This window comes from Pseudomonas sp. LBUM1648 (assembly GCF_059716145.1).
On the sequence record NZ_CP166808.1, the window covers coordinates 2,059,064 to 2,074,293 of the forward strand.

At 58.6% G+C, this 15,230-nt stretch carries 12 protein-coding genes; 11 read left to right on the top strand and 1 reads right to left on the bottom strand.

Features of this window, described 5'->3' with window-relative positions:
* Window positions 1-104: 104 nt before the first annotated feature.
* The 9 genes from ppsA to ACA043_RS09555 all read left to right on the top strand — a co-directional run bounded on the left by ppsA (window position 105) and on the right by ACA043_RS09555 (window position 9,432).
* Window positions 105-2,480: a phosphoenolpyruvate synthase gene (ppsA, locus tag ACA043_RS09515; protein WP_489878658.1), complete on the top strand. Its 2,376-nt coding sequence runs from the start codon at window positions 105-107 to the stop codon at window positions 2,478-2,480.
* Window positions 2,481-2,579: 99 nt separating this feature from the next.
* Window positions 2,580-3,569 carry an alpha/beta fold hydrolase gene (locus tag ACA043_RS09520; RefSeq protein WP_489878659.1) on the top strand — a complete coding sequence of 330 codons (990 nt, stop codon included), beginning with the start codon at window positions 2,580-2,582 and terminating at the stop codon, window positions 3,567-3,569.
* A gap of 226 nt (window positions 3,570-3,795) precedes the next feature.
* Window positions 3,796-4,287: a ribonuclease E activity regulator RraA gene (rraA, locus tag ACA043_RS09525; protein WP_008061717.1), complete on the top strand. Its 492-nt coding sequence runs from the start codon at window positions 3,796-3,798 to the stop codon at window positions 4,285-4,287.
* 21 nt (window positions 4,288-4,308) lie between these two features.
* Window positions 4,309-5,304 (top strand): divalent cation transporter CmaX, encoded by a 996-nt coding sequence (gene cmaX / locus ACA043_RS09530; protein ID WP_187680655.1) that lies wholly within the window; start codon window positions 4,309-4,311, stop codon window positions 5,302-5,304.
* Window positions 5,305-5,367: 63 nt separating this feature from the next.
* Window positions 5,368-5,616 carry a hypothetical protein gene (locus tag ACA043_RS09535; protein ID WP_008076827.1) on the top strand — a complete coding sequence of 83 codons (249 nt, stop codon included), beginning with the start codon at window positions 5,368-5,370 and terminating at the stop codon, window positions 5,614-5,616.
* Between the two features lie 2 nt (window positions 5,617-5,618).
* The gene (locus ACA043_RS09540; RefSeq protein WP_007916401.1) at window positions 5,619-6,443 is read left to right on the top strand and encodes a mechanosensitive ion channel family protein; all 825 of its coding nucleotides are present in this window, start codon (window positions 5,619-5,621) and stop codon (window positions 6,441-6,443) included.
* A gap of 90 nt (window positions 6,444-6,533) precedes the next feature.
* Window positions 6,534-7,124 (top strand): RNA polymerase sigma factor SigX, encoded by a 591-nt coding sequence (sigX, locus tag ACA043_RS09545; protein ID WP_166222309.1) that lies wholly within the window; start codon window positions 6,534-6,536, stop codon window positions 7,122-7,124.
* Between the two features lie 107 nt (window positions 7,125-7,231).
* Complete coding sequence (locus tag ACA043_RS09550) at window positions 7,232-8,266, top strand: OmpA family protein (protein ID WP_095120047.1); 1,035 nt, start codon at window positions 7,232-7,234, stop codon at window positions 8,264-8,266.
* 146 nt (window positions 8,267-8,412) lie between these two features.
* A complete protein-coding gene (locus tag ACA043_RS09555; RefSeq protein ID WP_497659049.1) occupies window positions 8,413-9,432 on the top strand; it encodes a quinone-dependent dihydroorotate dehydrogenase in 1,020 nt (339 codons plus the stop codon).
* Window positions 9,433-9,578: 146 nt separating this feature from the next.
* On the opposite strand, the gene rmf is transcribed toward ACA043_RS09555, so the two are convergent.
* Complete coding sequence (gene rmf, locus ACA043_RS09560; protein ID WP_003223300.1) at window positions 9,579-9,794, bottom strand: ribosome modulation factor; 216 nt, start codon at window positions 9,792-9,794, stop codon at window positions 9,579-9,581.
* A gap of 530 nt (window positions 9,795-10,324) precedes the next feature.
* Here rmf and rlmKL point away from each other — a divergent pair.
* Window positions 10,325-12,595: a bifunctional 23S rRNA (guanine(2069)-N(7))-methyltransferase RlmK/23S rRNA (guanine(2445)-N(2))-methyltransferase RlmL gene (rlmKL, locus tag ACA043_RS09565; protein ID WP_497659050.1), complete on the top strand. Its 2,271-nt coding sequence runs from the start codon at window positions 10,325-10,327 to the stop codon at window positions 12,593-12,595.
* Window positions 12,596-12,740: 145 nt separating this feature from the next.
* Complete coding sequence (locus ACA043_RS09570) at window positions 12,741-15,122, top strand: sensor domain-containing diguanylate cyclase (RefSeq protein WP_187680658.1); 2,382 nt, start codon at window positions 12,741-12,743, stop codon at window positions 15,120-15,122.
* Window positions 15,123-15,230 lie beyond the last annotated feature (108 nt).

Sequence of the window (15,230 nt, forward strand, 5' to 3'; positions counted from 1 at the left end):
CCGCATTCTCACTTATTTTCCAGGTCCAGGCCATACAACCGGCCAATGCTCCCCCGAGCTGCCGGTTTCTGAGCTTTTCCAACACAGTTAGTGGAGAGATCACCTTGGTAGAGTACGTAGTTTCCCTCGATAAGCTCGGCAAACACGATGTTGAGCATGTGGGGGGCAAGAACGCATCCCTGGGCGAGATGATCAGCAACCTGGCAGGTGCCGGTGTGTCGGTCCCTGGCGGCTTTGCCACCACCGCGCAGGCCTATCGCGACTTCCTCGAACTGAGCGGCCTCAACGACCAGATCCACCAGGCCCTCGACGCTCTCGACGTCGACGACGTCAATGCCCTGGCCAAGACCGGCGCCCAGATCCGCCAATGGATCATGGACGCCGAATTCCCCGAAAAACTGAATGCCGAAATCCGCACCGCGTTCGCCGCGCTGTCGGCCGGCAACCCTGACGTGGCCGTAGCCGTGCGTTCTTCCGCTACTGCCGAAGACTTGCCGGATGCTTCTTTCGCCGGCCAGCAGGAAACCTTTCTGAACATCCGTGGTGTGGAAAACGTTATCCGCGCCGCCAAAGAGGTATTCGCCTCTCTGTTCAACGACCGTGCGATTTCCTACCGCGTGCACCAGGGCTTCGACCACAAACTGGTCGCCCTGTCGGCTGGCGTGCAGCGCATGGTGCGTTCGGAAACCGGCACCGCCGGCGTGATGTTCACCCTCGATACCGAATCCGGTTTCCGTGACGTGGTGTTCATCACCGGCGCCTACGGCCTGGGCGAAACCGTTGTACAAGGCGCGGTGAACCCGGATGAGTTCTACGTGCACAAGGGCACGCTGGAGGCCGGTCGTCCGGCGATCCTGCGTCGCAACCTGGGCAGTAAAGCCATCAAGATGATCTACGGCGACGAGGCCAAGGCCGGTCGTTCGGTCAAGACCGTCGATGTCGACAAGGCTGACCGCGCACGTTTCTGCCTGAGCGACGCTGAAGTCAGCGAATTGGCCAAACAAGCGATGATCATCGAAAAGCACTACCAGTGCCCGATGGACATCGAGTGGGCCAAGGACGGTGACGACGGCAAGCTGTACATCGTGCAGGCCCGTCCGGAAACCGTGAAAAGCCGCACCCAGGCCAACGTCATGGAACGTTACCTGTTGAAAGAAACCGGCACCGTGCTGGTTGAAGGTCGCGCCATCGGCCAGCGCATCGGCGCCGGCAAGGTTCGTATCATCAAGGACGTGTCCGAGATGGACAAAGTCCAGCCGGGCGACGTGCTGGTCTCCGACATGACCGACCCGGACTGGGAACCGGTCATGAAACGCGCCAGCGCCATCGTCACCAACCGTGGCGGCCGTACCTGCCACGCGGCGATCATCGCTCGTGAACTGGGTATTCCGGCGGTTGTAGGTTGCGGTAACGCCACCCAATTGCTGAAAGATGGCCAGGGTGTGACCGTTTCGTGCGCCGAAGGCGACACCGGTTACATCTTCGAAGGCGAACTGGGCTTCGACATCAAGAAGAACTCCGTGGATGCCATGCCGGATCTGCCGTTCAAGATCATGATGAACGTCGGCAACCCGGATCGCGCTTTCGACTTCGCGCAACTGCCGAACGCCGGTGTGGGCCTGGCCCGTCTGGAATTCATCATCAACCGCATGATCGGCGTCCACCCCAAAGCGCTGTTGAACTACGACGGCCTGCCGCCGGAAATCAAGGAAAGCGTCGACAAGCGCATCGCCGGTTACGACGATCCGGTCGGTTTCTACGTCGAAAAACTGGTTGAAGGCATCAGTACCCTCGCGGCCGCGTTCGCTCCGAAGAAGGTCATCGTGCGTCTGTCGGACTTCAAGTCCAACGAATACGCCAACCTCATCGGCGGCAAACTGTACGAGCCGGAAGAAGAAAACCCGATGCTGGGCTTCCGTGGCGCTTCGCGTTACATCAGCGAATCGTTCCGTGACTGCTTCGAGCTCGAATGCCGCGCGCTGAAACGTGTGCGCAACGAGATGGGCCTGACCAACGTCGAAATCATGGTGCCGTTCGTGCGTACCCTCGGCGAAGCCAGCCAGGTTGTGGATCTGCTGGCAGAGAACGGATTGAAGCGCGGCGAGAACGGGTTGCGCGTGATCATGATGTGCGAACTGCCATCGAACGCGATTCTCGCTGAAGAATTCCTCGAATTCTTCGACGGCTTCTCGATCGGTTCCAACGACCTCACTCAACTGACGCTGGGTCTGGATCGTGACTCCGGGATCATCGCGCACCTGTTCGACGAGCGTAATCCGGCGGTCAAGAAGCTGTTGGCCAACGCGATTGCCGCGTGCAACAAGGCTGGCAAGTACATCGGTATCTGCGGTCAGGGCCCTTCGGACCACCCGGATCTGGCCAAGTGGCTGATGGAACAGGGCATCGAAAGCGTGTCGCTGAACCCGGACACCGTGCTGGAAACCTGGTTCTTCCTCGCCGAAGGCCAGCCGCAGGCTTGATAAGTATGTGAACGGGCCGCTCCCACACGGAGCGGTTCTTTTAGTGTTTCAAACAGGGCGAGCGCCTTCGGATGCCGCCCTTTTTTGTGCAAGAGCATTATGCAAAGCAGCAGCAACCTATTTCCTGTCGCCCTGATCAGCGCCGAGCGGCGCGGTGATCTGAGCGAAGACGTTTATCGATTGAAGCCCGGCAACAGCCCGGACTGGTCCGTGGAAATCGCCGTCACCCGTCTGGGCATGGCCGATGAACCGGCGGTGCGCGGGGTGCCGGTCATTCTGCTGCACGGCAGTTTTTCCAATCGGCGCTTCTGGTTTTCACCCAAAGGCCTGGGGCTGGGGGCGTATCTGGCGCGTCTGGGTTTTGATGTGTGGATTCCGGAGATGCGCGGCCACGGCCTGTCGCAGCGCAACGAGGAGTACCGGCGCAATCGCGTTGCCGACTACGCCCGTTACGATCTGCCGGCGATTGCCGCATTCGTGCGTGAGCAGAGCGGGCAGGTGCCGCACTGGATCGGCCATTCGCTGGGCGGCATCACGTTGGCTGCCGCGCTCGGCGGCGAATACCTGGGCGAGCCGGCGGTGGCTTCGGCGGCGTTTTTTGGAACGCAGGTGAGCCGCACCTATTGGCCGTTGAAAATTCCGCCGGTGGAATGGAGCGGTCGCTTCATTCTCAAGCGCTTTGCGCAGCTGTCTGGTTCACGCCTCAAGCGCGGCCCGGAAGACGAGCCGATCGGGCTGGCACTGGAAAGCATGCGTTGGTACGGCCTGTTCGGCCGCTTTGGCGACAAGGACAAGGACTGGTGGGCCGGTCTTGCCGATGTTCAGGTGCCGGTGCTGGCGGTCAGTGCGACAGGGGATCATCAGGATCCTGCCTGGGCTTGTCGCAAACTGTTCGAGCAGATCGGTTCCGAGCACAAGCAATTCATCAATCTGGGGCGTGAGCAGGGCTTCAAGGATAATTTCGGTCACGTCGAGATGCTGGTGAGCAAGGCTGCACAAGCCGAAGTATGGCCACTGGTGGCGCGTTGGCTTCAGGATCAGCACACACCGTTGCTGGGCGATAAGCCGGATCTGGCTGCTGCGGTCTGAGGCGAGGGCTCTGAAAAGGGCATTTCGCTCGGATCAGCTTGCGGCTAAGATATGACGCATTGTGCGGTTCTGGTCATATTTGGTGGCTGTTTCGCTATTACGTTTCAGCGTTTGTTCAGGTTCGTTCAGCAACCATGGGATGAACTAAGGTAAACAGCGACCGCCGGGACTCGTCTCAAAAGAGTGCGTCATCCTTGATCGTCTTCCTTTTTACAGGAGTTTTTCGATGAACCATTACCTCACGCCTGACCTGTGCGACGCCTATCCGGAGCTGGTGCAGGTGTTGGAACCGATGTTCAGCAATTTCGGCGGCCGTGATTCGTTCGGCGGCGAAATCGTGACCATCAAATGCTTCGAAGACAACTCGCTGGTCAAGGAACAAGCCGAGCTCAAGGGTAACGGCAAGGTGCTGGTGGTCGATGGTGGTGGTTCTCTGCGCCGCGCACTGCTGGGCGACATGATCGCCGAGAAAGCCGCGAAAAATGGTTGGGAAGGGCTGGTGATCTACGGCTGCATCCGTGACGTCGACGTCATTGCCCAGACTGATCTTGGCGTTCAGGCGCTGGCCAGCCACCCGATGAAAACCGACAAGCGCGGCATTGGCGATCTCAACGTTGCAGTCACGTTTGCTGGCGTGACATTTCACCCAGGCCACTACATCTATGCGGACAACAACGGCGTGATCGTCTCGCCGAGCCCGCTGAAGATGCCTGAATAAGCTTTCGACATAGGGATGAGGATGTTCGAGGAAGAAAACGCGCAATGGGGGCTGGTGCATGCCCTGGTGCTGGATGGTAATGGCGGTGCGCGTTCGATAGCCCGAACTGAGCTCGACGATTTGCAGCTGCAGGCCCATGAAAGCCTGTGGCTGCACTGGGATCGCAGTCATCCGCAAACCCAGACCTGGCTACGCAAATCCAGCGGTCTCAATGAGTTTACCTGTGACCTGCTGCTGGAAGAGAACACCCGGCCGCGCCTGTTGCCGTTGCCCGACTCTGAGCTGCTGCTGTTTTTGCGCGGGGTCAACCTCAATCCGGGCGCCGAACCGGAAGACATGGTCTCGGTGCGGATTTTCGCCTCCGCTCAGCGCGTTATCTCCCTGCGTTTGCGCCCGCTACGGGCCACCGATGAGTTGCTGACGATGCTGGAGGAGGGCAAGGGCCCGAAAACCTCCTCTGAATTGATGCTTTATATGGCGCAGTTGCTCACTAATAAAGTGCAGGATCTGGTCACTTGCCTCTCGGAAATCGCCGACGAGGAAGAAGAAAAGATGGATGCCGACGAACGGTATACCCCGGAGCATGGCGCCATTTTGCACATCCGTCGCAGAGCGGCCGGGCTGAAGCGTTTTCTCGCGCCGCAGCGGGATATTTTCGGACAGCTGACGCGGATAAAACTGCCTTGGTTCGTCGATGACGACGCCGACTACTGGAACGAGTTGAACAACAGTCTGACCCGCTATCTGGAAGAGCTTGAATTGACTCGAGAGCGCGTGGGGCTTGTCCTGGAGGCTGAAGACCGGCGTTTGAGCCTGCGCATGAATCGCACGATGTATCGCTTCGGGATCATCACCTGCATCTTTTTGCCGATGAGTTTTATCACCGGTCTATTGGGCATCAACGTTGGCGGAATTCCTTTCGCGAGCAGCCCTTATGGTTTCCTGATCGCCTGTCTGACGGTGCTCGCCATGGCGTTCGGACAATGGTGGTTATTCCGCCGTTTGCGCTGGGTTTGAAAATGGCGCATGTGACCCGACCAAATTTGCCCGCGTCTTTCACAGACATCACGAGAGGTGCGTATGCACGATCCGTTTGAACAGTCTTTGCGCGACATGCTCAACGCCTCGCCGTCCAGCCGCGACGACGATGCATGCCTGGGCCGCGTACTCAAAACCGCCAACCGTCAGGTCGGCGCCGGTGATCTGTTCAGTCTGCTGGGCCGCTGGCTGCCCGCGCTGATGATCGCCCTGAATAACGGATCGGCCCACGTGTCGCCGGTTTCCCGTCTTCGTAAACCTACCGCTCGCACTGCTGATAAGGCTGATTGAATATGGAACTTGATCTCTGGACTCAGAGCCTCGTCACTGCAATGACTGCGTTGTGGACCAAAGTCGCCAACTTCATTCCGAACCTGTTCGGCGCACTGGTCGTGCTGCTGTTGGGTTTCGTCGTGGCCAAGCTGCTCGATACCTTGCTGTCCAAACTGCTCGCCAAACTGGGTCTTGATCGCCTGATGGGCGGCACCGGGCTGACCAAATTGATGTCGCGGGCGGGGCTGCAAGTACCGATCTCGACTCTGATTGGCAAGATTGTTTACTGGTTCGTTCTGCTGATATTCCTGGTTTCTGCAGCAGAATCCCTTGGACTTGAGCGAGTTTCAGCTACGCTTGATATGTTGGCGCTGTATTTGCCGAAGGTTTTCGGCGCCGCGCTGGTGTTGCTGGTGGGGGTTTTGCTTGCTCAACTGGCGAACGGACTGGTGCGCGGGGCGGCAGAGGGCGTAGGCCTGGACTACGCTTCGGGGCTGGGGCGAATTGCTCAGGGGCTGGTGATCATCATCAGCATCTCGGTAGCGATCAGTCAGCTTGAGGTCAAGACCGACCTGCTGAACCATGTGATCGTCATCGTTTTGATTACCGTTGGTCTGGCGGTTGCGCTGGCCATGGGCCTGGGAAGCCGGGAAATTGCCGGTCAGATTCTTGCGGGAATCTATGTGCGTGAGTTGTATCAGGTTGGGCAACAAGTGCGTGTTGGCGAGGTCGAAGGCCAGATCGAAGAGATCGGCACGGTTAAAACCACATTGCTGACCGATGAGGGTGAGCTAGTCTCTCTTTCCAATCGGATCCTGCTGGAACAGCATGTGAGTAGCCGCTAACCCGGCAAACCCTGCTAATGTATGCCGCCGCAAAATGCCAGCTGATGCTGGTTGCGGCGGACATTGACCTGACTGTCGGCACGACTTGTTTTGAATAAAGCCCATACGCTATCCACGCGCTACGACCCCCGCGAGCTCTCTGATGAGGAGTTGGTCGCGCGCTCGCATACCGAGCTTTTTCACGTAACGCGCGCTTATGAAGAACTGATGCGGCGTTACCAGCGAACATTATTTAACGTCTGCGCGAGATATCTTGGGAACGATCGCGATGCAGACGATGTCTGTCAGGAAGTCATGTTAAAGGTGCTGTACGGCCTGAAGAACTTCGAGGGGAAATCGAAGTTCAAAACGTGGCTCTACAGCATCACGTACAACGAATGTATTACGCAGTATCGAAAGGAACGGCGAAAGCGTCGCTTGATGGACGCATTGAGTCTTGACCCCCTCGAAGAGGCGTCCGAAGAAAAGGCGCCGAAACCCGAGGAGAAGGGCGGGCTTGATCGCTGGCTGGTGTATGTGAACCCGATTGACCGCGAAATTCTGGTGCTGCGATTTGTCGCAGAGCTTGAATTTCAGGAGATCGCAGACATCATGCACATGGGTTTGAGTGCGACAAAAATGCGTTACAAACGTGCTCTAGATAAATTGCGTGAGAAATTTGCAGGCATTGCTGAAACTTAGTTCAGCGCAAATATCTCTTACGTGTAGGCAAGTTCTGATAGACTTGCCGCCGAGTTGTCCCCCGGTTTGCGGGACTGCTTCACAATCACCAGATGGGGATTTAACGGATGAAACTGAAAAACACCTTGGGCTTGGCCATTGGTTCTCTTATCGCTGCCACTTCGTTCGGCGCTCTGGCACAAGGCCAAGGCGCAGTTGAAATCGAAGGCTTCGCTAAGAAAGAACAATTCGACAGCGCTCGTAACTTCAAGAACAACGGCAACCTGTTCGGCGGCTCGATCGGTTACTTCCTGACCGACGACGTTGAACTGCGTCTGGGCTACGACGAAGTTCACAACGTACGTGCCGATGATGGCAAGAACGTTAAAGGCGCTAACACCGCTCTGGACGCTCTGTACCACTTCAACAACCCGGGCGACATGCTGCGTCCGTACGTTTCGGCCGGTTTCTCTGACCAGAGCATCGACCAGAACGGTTCGAACGGTCGTAACCGTTCCACCTTCGCCAACGTTGGCGGCGGTGCCAAGCTGTACTTCACCGAGAACTTCTACGCCCGTGCCGGCGTTGAAGCTCAGTACAACATCGACCAGGGCGACACCGAGTGGGCTCCTAGCGTCGGTATCGGTGTGAACTTCGGTGGCGGCTCCAAGCCTGCTGCTGCTCCAGTTCCAGCACCAGCTGAAGTCTGCTCCGACAGCGACAACGACGGCGTTTGCGACAACGTTGACAAGTGCCCAGACACCCCAGCCAACGTAACTGTTGACGCTGACGGCTGCCCTGCAGTTGCTGAAGTTGTTCGTGTTGAGCTGGACGTCAAGTTCGACTTCGACAAGTCGGTCGTTAAGACCAACAGCTACGGCGACATCAAGAACCTGGCTGACTTCATGAAGCAGTACCCATCCACCACCACTACTGTTGAAGGTCACACTGACTCCGTCGGTCCTGACGCTTACAACCAGAAACTGTCCGAGCGTCGTGCAAACGCCGTTAAGCAAGTTCTGACCAACCAGTACGGTGTTGAATCGTCCCGCGTTCAGTCTGTTGGCTACGGCGAATCCCGCCCAGTTGCTGACAACAAAACTGAAGCTGGCCGTGCTGTTAACCGTCGCGTAGAAGCGCAGGTTGAAGCTCAAGCTAAGTAATTAGCTGCCGCTCTGAGAAAAGCCCGGCTTAGGCCGGGCTTTTCTTTGTCTGCGATTTGAATAATGTCGGTATTCGCGCCTCGCGCGGTAGGTCGATGCCCGGCTATAATCGCCGCCTCATTTCGCCGTCCGAGTCATCGCCGCCCATGTATTCCCTGGCCCGTCAGCTGTTGTTTAAACTTTCCCCGGAAACCTCCCATGATCTGTCGTTGGATCTGATCGGCGCGGGTGGGCGTTTGGGCCTCAACGGCTTGCTGTGCAAGGCGCCGGCGAAGATGCCGGTGACAGTCATGGGCCTGGAATTCCCGAACCCGGTGGGTCTGGCGGCCGGTCTGGACAAGAACGGCGCGGCCATCGACGGCTTCGCGCAATTGGGTTTCGGTTTTGTCGAAATCGGCACCGTGACCCCGCGTCCACAGCCGGGCAACCCGAAACCACGAATCTTCCGTCTGCCGGAAGCCGAGGCGATCATCAACCGCATGGGTTTCAACAACCTCGGTGTCGATAACCTGCTGGAGCGGGTGGCAGCGGCGAAATACAAGGGTGTGCTGGGCATCAACATCGGCAAGAACTTCGACACGCCGGTCGAGCGCGCGGTGGACGACTACCTGATCTGCCTGGACAAGGTCTATGCCCACGCCAGTTACATCACGGTCAACGTCAGCTCGCCGAACACCCCGGGTTTACGCAGTCTGCAGTTCGGTGACTCGCTCAAGCAGTTGCTCGCGGATTTGGCCACGCGCCGTGCCGAACTGGCGCTGCGCCATGGCAAGCACGTGCCGCTGGCGATCAAGATCGCGCCGGACATGACCGACGAAGAAACCGCGCAGGTGGCGCAAGCGCTGATCGAAACCGGGATGGACGCGGTTATCGCGACCAACACCACCCTGAGCCGTGTTGGGGTTGAAGGCATGGAGCATGGTGACGAGGCGGGCGGCTTGTCCGGCGCACCCGTGCGCGACAAGAGCACCCACACCGTGAAGGTGCTGGCGGCTGAGCTGGCGGGTCGTTTGCCGATTATTGCGGCGGGCGGGATTACTGAAGGCAAGCATGCGGCGCAGAAGATCACCGCGGGTGCGAGCCTGGTGCAGATTTATTCGGGCTTCATCTATAAGGGCCCGGCGCTGATTCGTGAGTCGGTAGACGCCATCGCAGCCCTGCGCTGATCATCCTCCTACAGGGCATCAAAACACCAAGGCAATAAAAAGGGCTCCTCGAAGGAGCCCCTGGGCCGAAGCCCGCCGTCCGGGAAGGACGTGCGTGGTTAGTGCGTTACAAATTCAGATTGTCGTGTCGGAATAAATGCCCTGTGTCAGCCGACGGCGTGAAGTTCGTTGAGTCTGTGGATTCCCGCAGTGCCGGTCATACCGTCCCAGTTGTCGCCGCGTCCTTCTCGCCAGCCGTTAATCCAGGCTTGACGTACCGACGGTAGAGTAAATGGGCAAAGCTCACGGGATTTGCCACCAACGCCATATTGATATCCGCGCAAAAATGCTCTTTCCAACGGATCACGCTTAAGTCTTCTCATAGGGTGTTTCCCTCACTTGTTGACTGTTTGTGTCGCGTTGACCTCAACCGAGGTCTGGCAGAAAAACTCTGCCGGGGGCGGCTCGCTGCCGGCGTGGCGAGCCAAGGTGTTGACGCCGTTGCGACGTCAACCTGTTGTCAGTTCTAACCAATGAGTCACACCGATGGAATGATCGTTTTGTCATAAGGACGTAACGAAATTAGTGCTTAGGCCATAAGTAACTTTGGGTTTCATGCACGTTTTTTCAGCAAACCCCGGTATGATCGGCCCCGCGCTGGATGATGGGGTTAATTCTTTAGTGAGAATGACCTACGTTTAGCGTCAGGTACTATTCGACGAAGGGTCGATTTCAGGCAATTTGTTACACCAACTTTTTTATCTGTCCTTGCATCTAAGCTCTGTTAACCCGAGCAGCGGGGATGGAACGGCACACCTTCGTGCCACGCGGGCGTTCTTTTAGAAAAGCGCCTGATTGAAAACCGGGTCGGCAATGCGTTGCCGATCCACTAGCCAAAGGCTCTGGAAATACCATGTCCGACAGTTTTGAACTCTTCCTCACTTGCCCCAAAGGCCTCGAAGGCCTGCTTATCGAGGAAGCCGTCGGGCTTGGCCTTGAAGAAGCCCGCGAGCACACGTCCGCGGTGCGTGGCATGGCGACCATGGAAACCGCCTATCGCCTGTGCCTGTGGTCGCGTCTGGCCAACCGTGTGCTGCTGGTGCTCAAGCGCTTTCCGATGAAGGACGCCGAAGACCTTTACCACGGCGTGCTCGATGTCGAGTGGCAGGATCACATGCTCAGCGATGGCACCCTGGCCGTCGAATTCAGCGGCCACGGCTCGGGCATCGACAACACTCACTTCGGCGCGCTGAAAGTCAAAGACGCCATCGTCGACAAACTGCGTACGCCGCAAGGCGACCGTCCGTCGATCGACAAGCTCAACCCGGATCTGCGCATTCACCTGCGTCTGGATCGTGGCGAAGCCATTCTTTCCCTAGACCTCTCTGGCCACAGCCTGCACCAGCGCGGCTATCGCTTGCAGCAGGGTGCGGCGCCGCTGAAGGAAAACCTCGCGGCAGCCATCCTGATCCGTTCCGGCTGGCCGCGTATTGCGGCAGAAGGCGGCGCGCTCGCTGACCCGATGTGCGGTGTCGGTACGTTCCTCGTCGAAGCCGGGATGATCGCCGCCGATATGGCGCCGAACTTGCGTCGCGAACAGTGGGGCTTCACCGCGTGGCTCGGTCACGTGCCGGCGCTGTGGAAAAAACTTCATGAAGAAGCCGCCCAGCGCGCCGCTGCCGGTCTGGCCAAGCCACCGCTGTGGATTCGCGGTTACGAAGCTGACCCACGACTGATTCAACCGGGCCGCAACAACGTCGAACGCGCCGGCCTGAGCGAGTGGATCAAGATCTATCAAGGTGAGGTCGCGACCTTTGAGCCGCGTCCGGACCAGAACCAGAAAGGTCTGGTCATCTGCAACCCGCCGTACGGTGAGCGTCTGGGTGACGAAGCCAGCCTGCTTTATCTCTACCAGAACCTCGGCGAACGTCTGCGTCAGGCCTGCCTGAACTGGGAAGCGGCGGTATTCACCGGTGCCCCGGATCTTGGCAAGCGCATGGGCATCCGCAGCCACAAACAGTATTCGTTCTGGAACGGCGCGCTGCCGTGCAAGCTGTTGTTGATCAAAGTGCTGCCGGATCAGTTCGTCACGGGCGAGCGTCGTACTCCGGAGCAGCGTCAGGCCGAGCGTGAGCAAGCAGCTTACGATCAAACCCCGGACGAGCCGCAAGAGCGCAAGTTCAACAAGAACGGCAACCCGATCAAACCGACGCCAGCCCCGGCTCCGGTGATCGAGCAGCCGCGCTTGAGCGAAGGCGGGCAGATGTTTGCCAACCGTTTGCAGAAGAATCTCAAGGCGATGGGCAAGTGGGTCAAGCGCGAAGGCATCGATTGCTACCGCGTCTACGATGCCGACATGCCGGAATACGCGATGGCCATCGACCTGTACCACGATTGGGTGCACGTCCAGGAATACGCCGCGCCGAAGTCGATTGACCCGGAAAAAGCCTCTGCACGCATGTTCGACGCACTAGCAGCCATTCCACAGGCGCTGAACGTCGACAAGAGCCGCGTAGTGGTCAAACGCCGTGAGCGCCAGAGTGGCACCAAGCAGTACGAGCGTCAGGCTGCGCAGGGCAAGTTCAATGAAGTCAGCGAGGGCGGCGTGAAGCTGTTGGTCAACCTCACCGACTATCTCGACACGGGCCTGTTCCTCGATCACCGGCCGATGCGCCTGCGCATTCAGAAAGAGGCGGCCGGCAAGCGCTTCCTCAATCTGTATTGCTACACCGCGACCGCCAGTGTGCACGCGGCCAAGGGCGGCGCGCGCAGCACCACCAGCGTCGACCTGTCGAAAACCTACCTCGACTGGGCGCGCCGCAACTTGTCGCTGAACGGCTATTCGGACAAGAACCGTCTGGAGCAGGGCGACGTGATGTCGTGGCTGGAAAGCTGCCGTGAAGAGTACGACCTGATCTTTATCGATCCGCCGACCTTCTCCAACTCCAAGCGCATGGAAGGCATCTTCGACGTGCAGCGTGACCAGGTTCAACTGATCGACCTGGCCATGGCCCGTCTGGCGCCAGGTGGCGTGTTGTACTTCTCCAACAACTTCCGCAAGTTCCAGTTGGAAGAAAACCTCGCCGAGCGTTATGCGGTCGAGGAAATCAGCGCGCAGACCATTGATCCGGATTTTGCCCGTAATACCAAGATCCACCGCGCCTGGAAAATCACGGCTCGTTGACACTCGGAAATATTGGATCCACAGAGCCTTGATTTTTAAAGGCTCTTGGACTCTTTCCGAGCTAGCCAAATTAGTGGCTAATAGCTATAACTCAACTCACGGCCAAAGGGGTTTTCCCGGAATACTGGCGTAGTGAGTTGCCCTTATGTCGTTGCACCCCGTGCGCCCGAAGATACTGGGTTTTATCAGCGAAGAAGTTTCGGCCTGGCTGGTCGCGATGCTGGTATTGCTCGTCGGCGGGATTCTCACGGGGCTGCTCGCCTGGGGCACCCTCAATCAGTTTCAGCAACAATTGCGTCAGCGCTTTCAATTGCTGGCCAACGAACGCTACAGCCGCATCGAAGAGCGCTTTCAGGACCAGGAACAGCGTCTGGACGGCTTGCGCCGCTTCTTCGCCAACTCTGAATCGGTTTCTCGCGCCGAATTCGACGGCTACACCCAACCTCTATTGCTGCGCACCCAGGCCTATTCGTTCGCACTCAGGGTCAGCGCTGCCGAACGCGCGGCGTTCGAGCAGCGAGTGCGTGAGGAAGGGCTGAGCAACTTCACCATTCGTGAACTCAATGCGCAGGGCGAACTGCAACTGGCCGCCGACCGTGATGAATACGTGTCGGTGCTGTACAGCCAGACGCAAAGTCGTCTGGGCTCGCCGCTGGGTTATGACTTGCTGGCGCAACCGCTACGCCGCGACACTCTGCAACGCGCAGACAAGCTGGGCAGTCTGGCGGTGTCGCAACCCATGCATCTCGTCAGTATCGAAGCGTCTTACGCGCGTGGTGTGCTGCTGGTCGCGCCGGTGACGCGCGCTGGCGAAAAAAAGCCGTTCGGTTACGTGATGGCGGTGATCAGCATGCGCCAGTTGCTGGCGGATGGTTTACCGGAAGCGTTTCATGACTACCTTTCGGTGCGCATCCTCGACTTGTCGACTAATGACCAACATGAAGTGCTGTTCGAGTCGATCAATGAGCCGGCCCCCAGTGATTTGTCGGCGACGCGACTGGTGCGCATGGCCGATCACGACTATCAGGTCGATATCCTGCCGAGCGATGCCTTTATGCAGGCTAACCACTCGTCAGTCAGCAGCGTCGTCATACTGGGTGGTTTGCTCAGTTTGCTGCTCAGCGCGCTGCTCTATGTCCTGGTCAGCCAGCGCCAACGTGCCTTGCGTCTGGTCGAGCTACGCACACAGGAGCTGCACGAGCGCGAACAGGAACTGCGCGGCACTCACGGTCAATTACGCGGGGTGCTGAATGCCGCCACGCAAGTCGCAATCATTGCTACCGATTTGCGCGGCGTAATCAACACCTTCAATCCCGGCGCGGAACAGTTGCTCGGATACAGAAGCGTCGATGTTGTTGGTCATATGACCCTGGAAAACCTGCACTTGCCACGCGAGCTGACGGCGCGTTCTGCGGAGTTGAGCGCGCGTTACGGCAAGAGCATTCCGACCTGCCAGGCGATGCTGGTCGAGGGCGGTGAAGTCGGCGGTCATGAGGCACGCGAATGGACGCTGGTGCGCAGCGATGGCAGTCATCTGCCGGTGAACATGCTCGCCACCCCGGTCATTGACGAGCAGGGGCTGTGGGTCGGGCATCTGGCAATCTGTATCGACATCACCGAACGCAAGCGTGTGCACGAGGCGCTGGCAGCGCGGGACTTGTTGCTAAAGAAGCTCAGCGCCCACGTTCCGGGCGGCATCTATCAATGCAAAATGGAGTTCGGCGGGCGTTTCAGCGTGATTTACGCCAGCGATGGTATTCGCGACATTTACGAGTTGGCACCGGACGTACTGTTGCTCGACGCCGAGGCGATCTTTTCTCGCATCCACCCGCAGGACATTACCCGCGTGCGTACTTCGATCCGTGAATCGGCCGATAACCTCAGCCCGTGGCGCGAGGAATATCGCGTGCAGTTGCCCGAGCGCGGTCTGCGCTGGGTGCGCGGCGAGGCGACGCCGGAAGAGCTGCCCGGTGGCGGTGTGCTGTGGCACGGCTACATCTCGGACATTTCCGACTTGAAGCGGGTCGAGGAAGAGCTTCGCGCGCTGTCGATAACCGACTCGCTGACCGGCATTCATAACCGTCGCTATTTCCAGGAGCGCTTGACCACCGAAATGGCCCGGGTCGAGCGCGGCGGTGGTGAACTGTCGGTGATCATGCTCGACATCGATCATTTCAAAAGGATCAACGATCATTACGGCCATGCCGTCGGTGACCGGGTGTTGCAGGCGGTGTGCGAGCGTATTGGCCATCGGCTGCGGCGCACCGATGTGTTCTGCCGATTGGGTGGCGAAGAGTTCATGGTATTGTGCCCGGACATCGACGGCGAACACGCGCACATGCTGGCGCAGGAATTGTGGCAAGGGCTACGCAGTGCGCCGGTGGATGTGGTCGGCGTGGTCACCGCGAGTTTTGGCATCGCCAGTTGGCGACCGGGGGAAGGCGCGGATTCACTGCTGTTGCGGGCGGATTCGGGCGTGTACGCGGCGAAGCAGGGCGGGCGGGATCGGGTTGAGCAGATGGGTTAAGCCCTGCCACCAAACCAATGTGGGAGCGAGCCTGCTCGCGAAGGCGGTGTATCAGTCAGCACATTTATTGACTGACCTGACGCCTTCGCGAGCAGGCTCGCTCCCACA

Bases quoted from the DNA above. Each gene is read 5' to 3' on its own strand.
- ACA043_RS09520 (WP_489878659.1), top strand. From the start codon at position 2,580: ATGCAAAGCAGCAGCAACCTATTTCCTGTCGCCCTGATCAGCGCCGAG.
- rraA (WP_008061717.1), top strand. From the start codon at position 3,796: ATGAACCATTACCTCACGCCTGACCTGTGCGACGCCTATCCGGAGCTG.
- cmaX (WP_187680655.1), top strand. From the start codon at position 4,309: ATGTTCGAGGAAGAAAACGCGCAATGGGGGCTGGTGCATGCCCTGGTG.
- ACA043_RS09535 (WP_008076827.1), top strand. From the start codon at position 5,368: ATGCACGATCCGTTTGAACAGTCTTTGCGCGACATGCTCAACGCCTCG.
- ACA043_RS09540 (WP_007916401.1), top strand. From the start codon at position 5,619: ATGGAACTTGATCTCTGGACTCAGAGCCTCGTCACTGCAATGACTGCG.
- ACA043_RS09550 (WP_095120047.1), top strand. From the start codon at position 7,232: ATGAAACTGAAAAACACCTTGGGCTTGGCCATTGGTTCTCTTATCGCT.
- ACA043_RS09555 (WP_497659049.1), top strand. From the start codon at position 8,413: ATGTATTCCCTGGCCCGTCAGCTGTTGTTTAAACTTTCCCCGGAAACC.
- rmf (WP_003223300.1), bottom strand. From the start codon at position 9,794: ATGAGAAGACTTAAGCGTGATCCGTTGGAAAGAGCATTTTTGCGCGGA.
- rlmKL (WP_497659050.1), top strand. From the start codon at position 10,325: ATGTCCGACAGTTTTGAACTCTTCCTCACTTGCCCCAAAGGCCTCGAA.
- ACA043_RS09570 (WP_187680658.1), top strand. From the start codon at position 12,741: ATGTCGTTGCACCCCGTGCGCCCGAAGATACTGGGTTTTATCAGCGAA.